Annotated in this window: 10 protein-coding genes; 7 read left to right on the top strand and 3 right to left on the bottom strand. The window is 59.1% G+C overall.

Features of this window, described 5'->3' with window-relative positions:
• Positions 1 to 44 precede the first annotated feature (44 nt).
• Positions 45 to 1,568 carry a fumarate hydratase gene (locus tag AB5Y64_RS03340; protein WP_010674897.1) on the bottom strand — a complete coding sequence of 508 codons (1,524 nt, stop codon included), beginning with the start codon at positions 1,566 to 1,568 and terminating at the stop codon, positions 45 to 47.
• Positions 1,569 to 1,778: 210 nt separating this feature from the next.
• Here AB5Y64_RS03340 and pabB point away from each other — a divergent pair, with 210 nt between their 5' ends.
• From pabB to AB5Y64_RS03325, 3 genes are all read left to right on the top strand, one after another.
• Positions 1,779 to 3,149 (top strand): aminodeoxychorismate synthase component I, encoded by a 1,371-nt coding sequence (gene pabB, locus AB5Y64_RS03335; RefSeq protein ID WP_161469932.1) that lies wholly within the window; start codon positions 1,779 to 1,781, stop codon positions 3,147 to 3,149.
• Positions 3,150 to 3,192: 43 nt separating this feature from the next.
• On the top strand, positions 3,193 to 3,759 hold the full coding sequence (locus tag AB5Y64_RS03330) for a CoA pyrophosphatase (RefSeq protein WP_161469939.1): 567 nt from the start codon (positions 3,193 to 3,195) through the stop codon (positions 3,757 to 3,759).
• A 215-nt stretch (positions 3,760 to 3,974) separates the two neighbouring features.
• Positions 3,975 to 5,273, top strand: coding sequence for a serine/threonine transporter (locus tag AB5Y64_RS03325; RefSeq protein ID WP_161469931.1), 1,299 nt, complete (start codon positions 3,975 to 3,977; stop codon positions 5,271 to 5,273).
• A 734-nt stretch (positions 5,274 to 6,007) separates the two neighbouring features.
• Here the strand turns inward: AB5Y64_RS03325 and sstT are convergent.
• The gene (sstT, locus tag AB5Y64_RS03320; RefSeq protein WP_161469930.1) at positions 6,008 to 7,258 is read right to left on the bottom strand and encodes a serine/threonine transporter SstT; all 1,251 of its coding nucleotides are present in this window, start codon (positions 7,256 to 7,258) and stop codon (positions 6,008 to 6,010) included.
• 332 nt (positions 7,259 to 7,590) lie between these two features.
• On the opposite strand from sstT, the gene AB5Y64_RS03315 reads away from it, so the two are divergent.
• From AB5Y64_RS03315 to AB5Y64_RS03300, 4 genes are all read left to right on the top strand, one after another.
• Entirely contained in the window at positions 7,591 to 9,513 is a 1,923-nt protein-coding gene (locus AB5Y64_RS03315) for an ATP-dependent DNA helicase RecQ (protein WP_161469929.1), read from the top strand.
• 572 nt (positions 9,514 to 10,085) lie between these two features.
• A complete protein-coding gene (locus tag AB5Y64_RS03310; protein WP_010674903.1) occupies positions 10,086 to 12,008 on the top strand; it encodes a PrkA family serine protein kinase in 1,923 nt (640 codons plus the stop codon).
• Between the two features lie 24 nt (positions 12,009 to 12,032).
• Positions 12,033 to 13,304: a YeaH/YhbH family protein gene (locus AB5Y64_RS03305; protein ID WP_010674904.1), complete on the top strand. Its 1,272-nt coding sequence runs from the start codon at positions 12,033 to 12,035 to the stop codon at positions 13,302 to 13,304.
• 10 nt (positions 13,305 to 13,314) lie between these two features.
• Complete coding sequence (locus AB5Y64_RS03300) at positions 13,315 to 14,835, top strand: SpoVR family protein (RefSeq protein ID WP_039040868.1); 1,521 nt, start codon at positions 13,315 to 13,317, stop codon at positions 14,833 to 14,835.
• 59 nt (positions 14,836 to 14,894) lie between these two features.
• Here the strand turns inward: AB5Y64_RS03300 and fadR are convergent, their stop codons facing one another.
• A complete protein-coding gene (gene fadR, locus AB5Y64_RS03295; RefSeq protein WP_010674906.1) occupies positions 14,895 to 15,608 on the bottom strand; it encodes a fatty acid metabolism transcriptional regulator FadR in 714 nt (237 codons plus the stop codon).
• Positions 15,609 to 15,764 lie beyond the last annotated feature (156 nt).

Below are 15,764 nucleotides of genomic sequence, written 5' to 3'. Positions count from 1 at the left end.
GTACGGGGGCTAATCGCCCTCCGTTTGCATCGAAGTCCGATTGATCAAGCCAGCTTGGTCTCCAGCTCGGCAATTTTGGCGGACCAGTAGGCCGGGCCGGTCTCGTGGATGTTGTTGCCCTGGGAGTCGACCGCCACGGTGACCGGCATGTCTTCCACCTCGAACTCGTAGATGGCCTCCATCCCCAGATCGGCAAAGGCCACCACGCGCGCCTTCTTGATGGCTTTCGCTACCAGATAGGCGGCGCCGCCCACCGCCATCAGGTAGACAGCCTGGTGCTGCTTGATGCTCTCGACCGTCTTGGGGCCGCGCTCGGACTTGCCGATCATGCCGATAAGGCCGGTTTCTCCCAGCATCATGTCGGTGAATTTGTCCATCCGGGTGGACGTGGTGGGGCCAGCCGGGCCGACCACCTCGTCACGCACCGCATCGACCGGGCCCACGTAATAGATGAAGCGGTTGGTGAAATCGACCCCTTCCGGCAGTCCTTCACCTTTTTTCAGCATGTCGGCGATGCGCTTGTGGGCGGCGTCGCGGCCGGTCAGGATCTTGCCGGAGAGCAGCACGGTATCACCGCTCTTCCAGCTGGCAAGCTCTGCCTTGGTGATGCCATCCACGTTGACCCGGCGCACATTGCCACCGGACTCACGGGTGATCTCCGGCCAGTCTTCCAGCCTGGGGGGTGTCAGCTCCGCCGGGCCGGAGCCATCGAGTTCGAAATGCACGTGACGGGTGGCGGCGCAGTTGGGGATCATCACCACGGGCTTGGAGGCGGCGTGGGTCGGTGCGGATTTCACCTTCACATCCAGCACCGTGGTCAGGCCGCCCAGCCCCTGGGCACCGATCCCGAGCTTGTTGACCTTGTCATAGAGCTCGACCCTCAGCTTCTCTTCGGTGGTCTCGGGACCACGGGCAATCAGCTCCTGGATGTCTATGTGCTCCATCAGAGCTTCCTTGGCGAGCACCGCCGCCTTCTCGGCGGTGCCGCCGATGCCGATGCCGAGCATGCCGGGCGGGCACCAGCCAGCCCCCATGGTCGGCACCGTCTTGAGCACCCACTCCACGATGTCGTCGGAGGGATTGAGCATCACCATCTTCGATTTGTTTTCGGAGCCGCCGCCCTTGGCCGCGATACTCACTTCCACCTTGTTGCCCGGGATCATGTCGATGTGCACGACAGCGGGGGCATTGTCTTTGGTGTTCTTGCGGCTGCCGGCCGGATCCGCCAGCACGGAGGCGCGCAGCGGGTTGTCCGGATTGGTATAGGCGCGGCGGGTGCCCTCATCCACCATCTCCTGGACCGTCATGTCGCTGTCCCACTGTACCTGCATGCCGATCTTGACGAAGCAGGTGACGATACCGGTGTCCTGACAGAGCGGGCGATGACCTTCGGCAGACATGCGGGAGTTGATCAGAATCTGGGCCAGGGCATCTTTGGCGGCCGGGTTGATCTCGCGGTCATAGGCGGCCTTGGCGGCCTGCACGAAATCGAGGGGGTGGTAGAAGGAGATGTACTGCAGGGCGTCAGCAATGGAATCGATAAAGTCCTGTTTTCTAATGATGCTCATATCATCCTCACTGGTCCTTGTTATCGCTTGCGCGAGCAAGGGCTTCCATATGAGCCGGGCCTTCGGCAGGTGGCAAATGCACCTGGAGCCGGCAGACTGCGGCGTGTTTTTATAACGGTGTTTTTCTTAAAAATGCCGGCGGCCATGATACGCTTGACCACCCGAACCGGCTAGGGAGCCGGGCGCAAACTGTTGCCTATGTAACAAAAAATGAAACCAAGACTGCATATCCACCATTTCGACCCGCAGGCCTCGCTCCACACCTGGTTTGCCTGCCTGCAACACCAACCCTGGGCCATCCTGCTGGAATCCGCCGGCCCCCTGGGGGCTGACAACGGTTTTGACATCATCAGCGCCGATCCGCTTGCCACCCTGGAAACCCGGGGTACCAGCACCTGCCTCACCCAGGATAACCACCAGCACCATCATGACGGCGATCCCCTCGCCCTGCTCGCCAAGACCCAGCAAGCCCTGCTTGGGGAGCGCGTTGAGGATGACTCGGGATTGCCGTTCATCGGGGGAGCCCTGGGACTCTTTGGCTACGATCTGGGCCGACGATTCGAGCGTCTGCCCGCAGTGGCGCAACAGGACATCCAGGTGCCCGACATGGCGGTCGGGATCTACGACTGGGCGCTGCTGCGAAATGTCGCGACGGGACACTGGCAACTGGCCCACTGGGGTGATGAAGCCGGCCTCGCCCGCAGGCTCGACTGGCTGATGGCGCAGCGCGAACGACCCCCCCTCCCCCTTCGCCTGACCGGCCCCTGGCAGAGCAACATGACGCGGGCCGAATACGGAGACAAGTTTGCCCGTATCCAGGCCTATCTGGCGGCGGGGGATTGTTACCAGATCAACCTGACCCAGCGCTTCAGCGCCCCTTATCAGGGGGATGAATGGTCCGCCTATCTCGCCCTGAGCGCCGCCAACAAGGCGCCGTTCTCCGCCTTTGTCCGCCTGCCGCAAAGCGCCATTCTGAGCCTCTCCCCGGAGCGTTTCCTGCTGCTCGACAAGCGCCATATCGAGACCAAGCCCATCAAGGGCACCCGGCCTCGCCACCCGGATCCCGCCCAGGATGCCAGGGTGGCCGAGTCACTCGCCAACGCCGACAAGGACAGATCGGAGAACCTGATGATCGTCGATCTGCTGCGCAACGACATCGGCCGGGTGAGCCGGCCGGGATCGGTCACTGTGCCGCATCTCTTTGCCGTGGAATCCTTCCCGGCGGTGCATCACCTGGTCTCTACCATTCACGGAGAGCTGGATGCGCGCTGGCAAGAAGTGGATCTGCTGCGGGCCTGCTTCCCCGGCGGCTCCATCACAGGGGCTCCCAAGATCCGGGCGATGGAGATCATCGAGGAGCTGGAGCCGGTGCGGCGCAATGCCTACTGCGGCAGCATCGGTTATCTGAGTCAGCACGGAAGGATGGATACCAGCATCTGCATCCGTACCCTGATCGCCGAAGCCGGTCAGCTGCACTGCTGGGCGGGGGGCGGCATCATCGCCGACTCCGATCCCGACGCCGAATATCAGGAAACCTACGACAAGGTGGCCCGCATCCTGCCACTGCTCGATGCCCTTTGATCCCATCCGGCCCTGCGGGGCCGACACAAGGAGACCCATGGAGATGACGAGTGCCGAGCTGCTGACCCGCTTTTTGCTGCAGCGCCCCGCCCCCGCCCATCGCCTGGCACTGGCCGGGCTCAAACCTGCCGCCGTGTTGATCCCCCTGGTGGAGCGCCCCGAGGGCCTGCACCTGCTGCTGACGCGCCGCAGCGCCGCCCTGCGCCACCACCCGGGGCAGATCAGCTTTCCCGGCGGGCGTCAGGACCCGGAAGACCGGGACCTCATTCACACCGCGCTCAGGGAAACCGAGGAGGAGCTTGGCATTCCCCCCTCCCAGATCCGGATCATCGGCAGCCTCACCCCTCTCAATACCGTCTCGCGCTACGATGTGCTGCCGGTCCTCGCCATGCTCGACCCAGGCTACGGGCTGACCCTGAGCCAGGACGAGGTGGCCCAGGCCTTCGAAGTCCCCCTCGCCCACGTGCTGGATCCGGGGCAGCACATAGCCCTGAGCCTGCCAAGGGCGGACGGACGTCACACCATCTATTGGATCCCTTGGGAGCAATCTTTCATCTGGGGAGCCACTGCCAGCATGATACGCCAGCTTGCCCAGCACATCTCGAAATAACATTTCGACAACATGATAAGGTGGGAAATTATCCAGTTAACATTCAAATAACACTGCATTTGATAAATAAATTTTGATTTTTTATTCTTTTGATCACATTTCTACAAGAAAGTACGGGTTTCAGCCGCACAAAGGTGAATTTGATCAACATTTTTGATTAAAAAGAAAGTATTCTTGCGCCGACTAATTAAAACCACACATTCGGGGTGAGACACATGTCCAATACTGTCACTGGCGCACAGGATGTTGCAGCCGCACAGGAGCAAGGAATCAGCTCGGTCCAATCTCGCGGTTGGAGTAAACAAGACACCACCTGGGTGATCAGCCTGTTCGGTACCGCCGTCGGTGCAGGCATCCTGTTCCTGCCCATCAACGCTGGCATGGGTGGCTTCTGGCCGCTGGTGGTGATGGCGCTGCTGGTCGGCCCCATGACCTACCTGGCCCACCGTGGTCTGGCGCGCTTCGTGCTTTCCTCCAAGCAGCCCAATGCCGACATCACCCAGGTGGTGGAAGAGCACTTCGGCGTGGGTGCCGGTAAATTGATCACCCTGCTCTATTTCTTCGCCATCTACCCCATCGTGCTGATCTACGGCGTGGGCATCACCAACACGGTGGAAAGCTTCCTCGTAAACCAGTTGCAGATGACGCCGCCCCCGCGCTGGATCCTCTCCATCGTGCTCATCATGGCCATGATGTCCGTGATGCTGGCTGGCGAGAAGCTGATGCTGAAAGTGACCGAGTTCCTGGTCTATCCGCTCATCGCCATTCTGGCGGGCATCTCCCTGTACCTGATCCCGGACTGGACCGGTGCGGCCCTGAATGAAATGCCGAGCACCAAGGATTTCGCCACCACCCTGTGGCTGACCATCCCGGTGCTGGTCTTCTCCTTCAACCACAGCCCGGCCATCTCCAGCTTCGCCCTGGCTCAGCGCCGTGATCACGGTGAGCATGCCGTCGCCAAGTCCGACGCCATCCTCAAACGCACCGCCATCATTCTGCTGGGCTTCGTGATGTTCTTCGTCTTCTCCTGCGTGATGAGCCTGACGCCGGCCCAGCTGGCAGAAGCCAAGTCCCAGAACATCGCCGTGCTCTCCTACCTGGCCAACCAGCATGCGAGCCCCATCATCTCCTACTTCGGTCCGCTGGTTGCCTTCGTGGCCATCGTCTCCTCCTTCTTCGGCCACTATCTGGGTGCCCGTGAAGGTCTGAAAGGGATGATCGTCCAGAACATGCGCAACTCCGGCAAGGCACCGAACCACAAGAAGGTGGAGCTGTTCATCATCGCCTTCTTCATCCTGACCCTGTGGGGCGTGGCCGTGATCAACCCCTCCATCCTCGGGATGATCGAATCCCTGGGTGGCCCCATCATCGCCACCATCCTGTTCCTCATGCCCATGTACGCCATCAAGCGCGTTCCGGCCATGGCGAAATACCAGGGCCAGATCAGCAACATCTTCGTGGCGACCATGGGCCTCATCGCCATCTCCGCCATCCTCTATCAACTGGTCGGCTAAGCCTTCCTGCGATACCGTCGGACCAGCATCTGGCCCGACGCCTCCCACAGCCCGGCAGATCTTCTCTGCCGGGCTGTGTTCGTTATGATCATCAGGCACTGAGCTCAGATGATCAGAGTCCTCAGATCAGAGACAGCCCTTTCACCCACTCTCTTTCCCCTTGGTGACAGCTTGCCGCTCATATTCCTTTCCCCATGGCACACGACCAAGGCGTGCTGCGTTATCCCGTCATCTGCCGCACGCCATCGGCCTTGCCAGGCAGAACACCAGAGCCCTTGTCCTTGCCAGGAACGCCCGCTCTTCGGGGTTTAGCCCAGAGAGCCGACACCCCCACCCAATGGAGCCTTTCTTCGAGGCACTCAGGGAAAGTACCGGCCACAGGGCGCAGGCAAACCGCCGAGAGGGCCTTGACCGGGCTTCCCGTACAGCGTCCGAAGAGCAGATGACCCCTTCGGTCACCAGAGGGGATGCCACAGGCCGCCATGCTGACAGCACAAACAGCCCGATATGCCCTGCCTAATGCAGTGCCGGGCACGCGGGTACAGGGAATGGCTTGTTGGCGGTGGCGAGAACACGTAAGGCGGCCAACGGGCCCCTCCCGGGAAATCACACAGGGGGATCCGAGCACTGTCAGTGCCATGACACGGCGAGAAGGTGCAGGGCGCCTGACGCGCGCGCAAATAAAAAGCGCCCTCCGAAGAGGGCGCCTGTGCAGAGCGGAACGTCTGAGGGGATCAGGCTTCGCGGCTGGGGACCGGGGCGGCATCCAGCAGGCTCTCATCCTCGGCCATGCAGGCCGCCGCAGTGAACAGCACGTCGGTGGAGCTGTTGAGGGCCGTTTCGGCGGAATCCTGCAACACCCCGATGATGAAGCCAACGGCCACCACCTGCATGGCGATGTCGTTGCTGATACCGAACAGGCTGCACGCCAGCGGGATCAGCAGCAGGGAGCCGCCCGCCACACCGGAAGCGCCACAGGCACTGATGGTGGCGACGACGGAGAGCAGAATGGCGGTCGCCATGTCCACTTCCATCCCCAGGGTATGCACCGCCGCCATGGAGAGCACGGTAATGGTGATGGCGGCGCCGGCCATGTTGATGGTGGCCCCCAGCGGGATGGAGACCGCATAGGTGTCTTCCGGCAGGCGCAGCCTCTCGGCCAGAGCTATGTTGACCGGAATGTTGGCGGCGGAGCTGCGGGTGAAGAAGGCGGTCACACCGCTCTCTTTCAGGCAGGTCAGCACCAGGGGATAGGGGTTGCGCTTGATCTTCCAGAAGACGATGAGCGGATTGACCACGAAGGCGATGAACAGCATGCAGCCGATCAGTACCACCAGCAGCTGGGCATAGCCAAACAGCGCATCGAAGCCGGTTTCAGCCAGGGTGGAGGCAACCAGACCCAGGATGCCGAGCGGAGCGCAACGGATCACGGCCTTGACGATGGCGGAAACCCCGTGAGACACATCGGAAATCAGTGATTTGGTGCTCTCATTGGCGTGACGCATGGCGATACCAAGGCCGATGGCCCAGGCCAGGATGCCGATATAGTTGGCTTCCAGCAGTGCTTTCACCGGGTTGGTCACCACGTTGAACAGCAGGGTCTGCAACACTTCCGTGATGCCCCCCGGCGGCGTGATCTCGGTAGCGCCTGCCACCAGATGCAGGTTGGAGGGGAAGAGGAAGCTCGCCACCACTGCCACGGCAGCCGCCAGGAAGGTACCCAGCACATAGAGCAGCAGGATCGGCTTCATGTTGGTCTTCTGGCCCTGCTTGTGGCCGATGATCGCCGACATCACCAGCACGAAGACCAGCAGCGGCGCCACGGCCTTCAGGGCGCCGACGAACAGGCTGCCGAGCAGACCCGCCGCCTTGGCCCACTCGGGCATGAACATCGCAAGAAGGATACCGAATACCAGACCGACCAGGATCTGGCTAACCAGACTGGTGCTGTTGACCAGTCGAATGAGGGGGTGTTGTTGTGTCATCAAGTAGTCCCTGTGCACTCATGGTGCGTGAATCATTAGTCCTGTTGGCAACCAGCCCCGCGCATTGGCACCGGTCCGTTGACGGTGACGCCGTGGGCAGCTCTTCTGGTGGATCTGTCCCGTTCGCGTGGGGTTGCGGACAGGAATATCCCATCTGCCATGGTTTTTTTCCACATAATCACTGAAAAATATCAGGGTTACCTCACAAAAAATCTACAACAATGTGATAACACAATATCAACCACGGTCAAAATGTCACCAAACCAGCCCGATCATCGGCCACCACTGGGCCAGAAGTGATATGATGACGCCCTTTTTCAGGGAGCCTTGCCATGATCACCTCTTTATTGACCCGACACTTCGGCTTTGATCGCTTGCGGCCCGGGCAGGAAGCAGTGATCAGTCGTCTGCTGGCCGGCAAGAGCGCCGCAGCCATCTTCCCGACTGGCGCGGGGAAATCCCTCTGTTATCAATTGCCCGCCCTCGCACTGCCCCACCTGACCCTGGTCATCTCTCCCCTGCTGGCCCTGATGCACGATCAGCTCGCCTTTTTGCGCAGCAAGGGGATCGCCGCCGCCACTCTGGATTCCAGCCAGACAGCGGAAGAGAGCCGGCGCGTGATGCAGCAGGCCAGCGATGGCCAGCTCAAGATCCTGATGATCTCGGTGGAGCGCCTCAAAAATGAGCGCTTTCGCCGCTTCATCGCCCACATCCCCCTGTCACTGCTGGTAGTGGACGAGGCCCACTGCATCTCGGAGTGGGGCCACAACTTTCGCCCCGACTACCTTAAGCTGCCGGATCATCGCCGTGAACTGGCCATTCCCCAGGTGCTGTTGCTGACCGCCACCGCCACCCCGGCCGTCATGGCGGACATGCAGGCAAAATTTGCCATCGACCGGGACGATCTGGTGGTCACCGGTTTCTACAGACCCAATCTGGAGCTGGCCGTCCTCCCGCTGGCCGGCAGTGCCCGCGATACCTGGCTGCGCGAGGAGCTGCACCGGGATCCGGTCGCCCCCACCATCGTCTACGTGACTCTGCAACACAGCGCAGAACAGTGCGCCGCGCAGCTACAGGCCAGCGGCATCCGGGCATGCGCCTACCATGCGGGGCTCGATCCCGCCCTGCGCAGCCAGATCCAGCGCGACTTCATGGCTGGCAGACTCGACTGCATCGTGGCCACCATCGCCTTTGGCATGGGCATCGACAAGGCCGACATTCGCCGGGTCATTCACTACGACCTGCCCAAGTCCATCGAGAACTACAGCCAGGAGATAGGCCGCGCCGGACGTGACGGGCTTCCCTCCCGCTGCACCGTGCTGGCGAGCCGCGCCCAGTTGCCGGTACTGGAAAACTTCGTCTATGGGGATACACCGGACAGGGACGCCATCGCGCACTTACTCGATATCGTGCGCCAGAGCGGCGCCGAGTGGGAATTCAGCCTGCTGCGCCTCTCCAACGAGACCAACATTCGCCAACTGCCCCTCAAGACCCTGCTGGTCTATCTGGAGATGGCGGGGGTCATTGCACCGGCCTACAGCTACTTTGCCGAGTACCGTTTCAGGTTCGTACTGGAAAAACAGGCGATCCTCGCTCGTTTCAATTCCGAACGCCGCCAGTTCCTGGAGCAGGTCTTTGCCTGCGCCCCCCAGGCGCGCACCTGGTGCACCATGGACTTCGAAGCGCTGTGGCAGGGATATCAGGGAGAACGCCAGCGCGCCGCGGCGGCGCTGGACTACCTGCAGCAGCAGGGTTGGATCGAGCTTGAAAGCAAGCAGATGACCGAGGTCTATCGGGTGCTGAGCCAGCAAATCGATACCGCGACCCTGGCCGAAGAGCTGCATGGATTGTTTGAAAAGAAAGAGCAGAGCGAACTGGCCCGCCTTCAGGCGCTGCTGGCCTTTTTCACCTCGACCACCTGCCTCAGCCATGAGCTTGCCCGCTATTTTGCCGACGACGCGGCCCCCGAGCGGTGCGGGCACTGTTCCGTCTGCCGGGGAGAGATCGCCGTGTTGCCGCCGTTACCATCACCGGGCTTGCCCAACGAGCACGGTCTGCGCACCTGGTGCGACCCGCTGATCGCCCTCTGCCATCAGCGCCATCCCAGGATCCTGACCCGTTTCCTGTGTGGCATCGCCACCCCGCTGACCACCCGTCTCAAGGCCAGGGATCTGGCCGGTTTTGGCCAGTTGGCGAACCATCCCTTCGCCGAGGTGCTGGCGGCGGTGTCAGCCCTCTATCCCGCCGAATCCTGAGCTTGCAGGTTTGGCGCCGTTCAGGCGCTGAAAAAATAAGACCCTCGCGGATGCGAGGGTCAAGCCAACGGAAACGTGCTTAAACAGAGCTTAGTATCTGCACAATCACCCACTCTCTTGCTAAAGCGATGACTGCTCGACACAGGGCCAATCTAGAGCAGTCAGAATGTAGCGTCAATGTAAAAATTAGAGCAAAAACACCAAACAAATAGCATTACGTTGACGTAAGCGACATGTTTTTTCACCCTCTATTCCCTGCCGCCCTTGCCCTTGCTGGCACCGCCCCCTGACAAAACAGAGCGTCACCATTTTCTCCCTCTGGCACACAAAGATTTATTTTTTATGTCTTTGACATTTGCATCACTGTCGTGGCAAAAATAATTTAACAGTCAGTAACATAGGTATGTCACTTACTGCTTCTTCCCGCATGAGGATCGGGAAGCTCCCGCACAAACTTAAACCAATGATGGCGATGGATTACTGGGGGCTGTTGACTAGGCTTAAGAGGTAAACAGAACAAAAGTAGTGATCCACTCTTTTTCAGGGCAAGCGACTATAACGAGGGCTAAGTTATGGGCATCTTCGAGCACTATCAACAGCGGTATGAGAAGGCCAGAGAGGAGGAGTACAGCATCCAGGAGTTTCTGGATATGTGCAAACAGGACAAATCCTGCTACGCCTCTGCCGCCGAACGTCTGCTGACCGCCATCGGCGAGCCGGAAATGATCGACACCTCGACCAATCCACGTCTCAGCCGTCTCTTTTCCAACCGCGTCGTCGCGCGTTATCCCGCTTTCAAAGACTTCTATGGCATGGAAGAGGCCATCGAACAGATTGTCTCCTATCTCAAACATTCCGCTCAGGGCCTGGAAGAGAAGAAACAGATCCTCTATCTGCTCGGACCGGTTGGCGGCGGTAAATCCTCGCTGGCAGAGAAACTCAAATCCCTGATGCAAAAAGTGCCCATCTATCGCATCAAGGGCTCACCGGTGAACGATCACCCCTTCTGCCTGTTTGACATCGACGAAGATGGCGAAATCCTCGAGAAGGAGTACGGCATCCCTCGCCGTTATCTGCGCCCCATCATGTCTCCCTGGGTCGCCAAGCGCCTTCACGAGTTTGGCGGCGACATCACCAAGTTCAAGGTGGAGAAGGTAAACCCCTCCATCCTCGATCAGATCGCCATCGCCAAGACCGAACCGGGGGACGACAACAACCAGGACATCTCCTCCCTGGTCGGCAAGGTCGATATCCGCATGCTGGAACATTTCGCCCAGGATGATGCCGATGCCTACTCCTACTCCGGTGCGCTGTGCAAGGCAAACCAGGGGATGATGGAGTTCGTCGAGATGTTCAAGGCGCCCATCAAGGTGCTGCACCCGCTGCTGACAGCGACACAAGAGGGGAACTACAACGGTACCGAGGGGCTCTCCGCCCTCCCTTTCGACGGCATCCTGCTGGCCCACTCCAACGAATCCGAGTGGCAGCAGTTCCGCAACAACAAGAACAACGAAGCCTTCCTCGACCGGGTTTACATCGTCAAGGTGCCCTACTGCCTGCGGGTGTCGGAAGAGGTGAAGATCTACGAAAAACTGCTGTTCAACAGCGAGCTGACCGAGGCCAAATGCGCACCGGGTACTCTGGAGCTGCTGGGCCAGTTCTCGGTGCTGTCGCGACTCAAAGAGCCGGAAAACTCCAGCCTCTATTCCAAGATGCGGGTCTATGACGGCGAGAGTCTCAAGGACACGGATCCCAAGGCGAAGAGCTACCAGGAGTATCGCGACTATGCCGGTGTCGACGAGGGCATGAACGGCCTCTCCACCCGATTCGCGTTCAAGATCCTCTCCCGCGTCTTCAACTTCGACCACGCGGAAGTGGCAGCCAACCCGGTGCACCTCTTCTATGTGCTGGAGCAGCAGATAGAGCGCGAGCAGTTCCCGCAAGAGCTGCACGATCGCTATCTGGAGTTCATCAAGGGTTACCTGACTCCGCGCTACGTCGAGTTCATCGGCAAGGAGATCCAGACCGCCTACCTCGAGTCGTATTCAGAGTACGGTCAGAACATCTTCGATCGCTACGTCACCTACGCCGACTTCTGGATCCAGGATCAGGAGTATCGTGACCCCGAAACCGGCCAGCTGTTTGACAGAGCATCTCTCAACAGCGAGCTGGAGAAAATTGAAAAACCTGCCGGGATCAGCAACCCGAAAGATTTCCGTAACGAAATCGTCAACTTCGTGCTGCGTGCCCGGGCCAACAATGCAGGCCGTAACCCCAACTGGACCAGTTACGAGAAGCTGCGCACCGTGATCGAGAAGAAGATGTTCTCCAACACGGAAGAGCTGCTGCCGGTTATCTCCTTCAACAGCAAAACCTCGGCCGAGGAGCAGAAGAAGCACGATAACTTTGTCGAACGGATGATGGAGAAAGGCTACACCCGCAAACAGGTGCGACTGCTCTCCGAGTGGTATCTCAGGGTACGCAAGTCATCCTGACCCTGCCGTGTTCAAGGGGGAGTTATGGCGCATTTTATCGACCGCAGGCTCAACGGCAAAAACAAAAGCGCTGTCAATCGGCAGCGCTTCATCCGCCGCTACAAGAAGCAGATAAAACAAGCGGTCTCGGATGCTGTCTCCAAGCGCAGCATTCAGGACGTGGACAAGGGCGAGAGCATCAGCATCCCGACCAAGGACATCGGGGAACCCCATTTTCATCAGGGTCATGGCGGCAAACGGGAGATGGTGCATCCGGGCAACGACCAGTTTGTCTCCGGTGACAAGATTGACCGGCCCAAAGGGGGTGGCGGCGGCCAGGGGAGTGGCGAGGGCCAGGCCTCGGATCAAGGAGAGGGCGTCGATGATTTCGTCTTCCAGATCTCCAAAGACGAGTATCTGGACTTGTTGTTCGAGGATCTGGAACTGCCGCGGCTGCAAAAGACCCAGCTCAACCAGCTGATGGAGATGAAGACCTACCGGGCCGGCTACACCTCCAACGGGGTGCCTGCCAACATCAACGTGGTGCGCTCCCTGCAAAATTCGCTGGCGCGGCGCATGGCGCTGCAGGCAGGCAAGAAACGTCAGTTGCGTGAACTGGAGGAGCGCCTGGCCCAGCTGGCCTGCGAGCCCAACGACCATTTCGCCGAAATGGCGCAACTTGAAAAAGAGATCAGGGAGCTGAAACGGCGGATCGATGCGGTCCCCTTTATCGACACCTTCGACCTCAAATTCAACAACTTTGTCAAACGGCCCGTCCCCTCGAGCCAGGCGGTGATGTTCTGCCTGATGGACGTCTCCGGTTCCATGGATCAGGCTACCAAGGAGATGGCCAAGCGTTTCTATATCCTGCTTTATCTATTCCTGAGCCGGACTTACAAGAATGTCGAGGTGGTCTACATCCGCCACCACACCCAGGCCAAGGAGGTGGACGAGCACGAGTTCTTCTACTCCCAGGAGACCGGCGGCACCATCGTCTCCAGTGCGCTCAAGATGATGAACGACATCATCAACGAACGTTATCCTGCCAACCAGTGGAACATCTATGCGGCGCAGGCCTCTGATGGTGACAACTGGGCCGATGACTCACCCCAGTGCAGGGAGATCCTGATGCGCGACATCATGCCAAGGGTGCGCTACTACTCCTACATCGAGATCACTACCCGCGCCCACCAGACCCTGTGGCACGAATATGAGGCGGTGGCAGAGCAATACGCCCACTTCGCCATGGAGCACATTCGCAAGGTCGAGGACATTTATCCGGTGTTCCGGGAATTGTTCAAGAAGCAAGCGGCTTGAGGGATCACATATGGTAGAAACCGCAAGAAAGATAGCGCCGCTGGACGATGGTCCTGACTGGAACTTCGATCTGCTGGAGCTTTATCACCAGGAGATAGCCCGGGTCGCCAAATTCTATCGGCTCGACACCTATCCCAACCAGATCGAGGTGATCACTGCAGAGCAGATGATGGATGCCTACTCCAGCGTGGGCATGCCCATCGGTTATCAACACTGGTCATTCGGCAAGCGCTTTATCCACACCGAACGCAACTACAAGCGCGGCCAGATGGGACTCGCCTACGAGATCGTCATCAACTCGGACCCCTGCATCGCCTATCTGATGGAAGAGAACACCATGCCGATGCAGGCGCTGGTCATGGCCCACGCCTGCTATGGTCACAACTCCTTCTTCAAGAACAACTATCTGTTCAAGGCCTGGACCGATGCCTCCTCCATCATCGACTACCTGTTGTTTGCCAAGAACTACATCACCGAATGCGAGGAAAAACACGGCATTGATGCGGTGGAGAAACTGCTCGACTCCTGCCATGCCCTGATGAACTTCGGGGTGGATCGTTACAAGCGGCCCCAGAAGATCTCTCTGGCCGAGGAGAAGCGACGCCAGAAGGCGCGGGAAGATTATCTGCAAACCCAGGTCAATGAGCTGTGGCGTACCCTGCCCAAGCAGCACAAGATTGCCGGGGTGGAAGACAGGCGCTATCCTGCCGAGCCTCAGGAGAACATCCTCTATTTCATCGAAAAGAATGCCCCCCTGCTCGAGCCCTGGCAGCGCGAGGTGGTACGTATCGTGCGCAAGATCAGTCAGTACTTCTACCCGCAGAAGCAGACGCAGGTGATGAACGAGGGCTGGGCCACCTTCTGGCACTACACCATTCTCAACCACCTCTATGACGAGGGAAAAATCAGCGATCGCTTCATGCTGGAGGTGCTGCACAGCCACACCAACGTGGTCTATCAGCCCCCCTACAACAGCCGGTATTACTCGGGGATCAACCCCTACGCCCTTGGCTTTGCCATGTTCACGGACCTGCGTCGCATCTGCGAACACCCGACCGAGGAGGACAGATACTGGTTCCCCGATTACGCTGGCACCAACTGGGTCGAGACATTGCATTTCGCCATGCAGAACTTCAAGGACGAAAGCTTCATCAGCCAGTTCCTCAGTCCCAAGGTGATGCGCGACATGAAGCTCTTTGCCATCGATGATGACGATCTGAAGAACTACCTCAAGGTGTCCGCCATTCACAATGAAGAGGGCTACCGGCTGGTGCGTAGCACCCTGTCCGCTCAATACAACCTGAGCAACCTGGAGCCCAACATTCAGGTCTACAACGTGGCAGTGAAAGGCGATCGCTCCCTGACCCTGCGCTATGTTCCCCACAACCGCATCCCCCTTGGCGAGTCACGCCACGAGGTGCTCAAGCATCTGCATCAGCTGTGGGGCTTCGATGTGGTGCTGGAGCAGGACAATGGCGAGCTATCCGCAGATATCATCGGCCGTTGTCCGGACCGTAAGAGCATGACCTGACGTCAGTGCCGGGCATAAAAAAACGCGCCATCAGGCGCGTTTTTCTTGGATCAGGGCAATCAATTGTCACACAGGTTGCTTGGCATGTCCTGACGCAGACGGGTCCAAAGCTTGCCAGACTCGATGCCGTACTGGCGTACCGTCATGAACACGGCTTCGTGATCCTTGGTTTCGGCCAGCTTGCGCAGCGTCTTGTAGTAGGCATCTGCGGTTTCCCGCGCCTGTTTGTCCGAGAAGTAGTAGCGGCCAACCCGGCTGTACAAGCCCTTGAAACCGTTGAGAATCAAGGCATAGATGGGGTTGCCCGAGGCAAATGAAAGCTGGTGATGCAAACGGTAGTCGAAGTCCGCATAGGCCTCGGCCGTGTTCTCCACATCATCGGCACCACGCAGTATCTCGGCGGCCTGTTCCGGGTTGTTACGAATGGCGCCACGGATGAAGATGGTGCAGATGTTGGTCCGGGCGGAGAGCAGCTGTGCCACCAGATCAGGCACCTTGTCCTGATCGAGACGCGCCAGGGTCTCCAGGATGTTGAGACCGGAGGTTTCCCAGAAATTGTTGACCTTGGTCGGTTTGCCATGCTGGATGGTGAGCCAGCCATCACGGGCAAGGCGCTGCAACACTTCACGCAAGGTAGTGCGAGTCACGCCGATCAATTCGGACAGCTCGCGCTCCGCCGGCAGAATGGATCCAGGAGGAAAGCGATTGTTCCAGATGGACTCGATGATGTATTCCTCGGCAAACCCGGCAGGGCTTTGCGCTTTAATGACCATGTAATGACTCTGTTGTAGTGCGTAAAAAGGCCCCCGAATAATAGCAAAGCCGGTCATGCTGGCAAGCAGAAGGTCGGTCCTCTGCTCACATTACCCCGATCTTTTTGTTAAAAATATGTATGCGCCAACAAGTGGGGAGTCAACCAACACCAAATG

The organism is Aeromonas sp. R5-1, assembly GCF_040908265.1.
Classification (GTDB): Bacteria; Pseudomonadota; Gammaproteobacteria; order Enterobacterales; family Aeromonadaceae; genus Aeromonas; species Aeromonas caviae.
The sequence above is the reverse complement of the archived record's forward strand: the minus strand, read 5'-3'. Positions and strand labels throughout refer to the sequence as shown.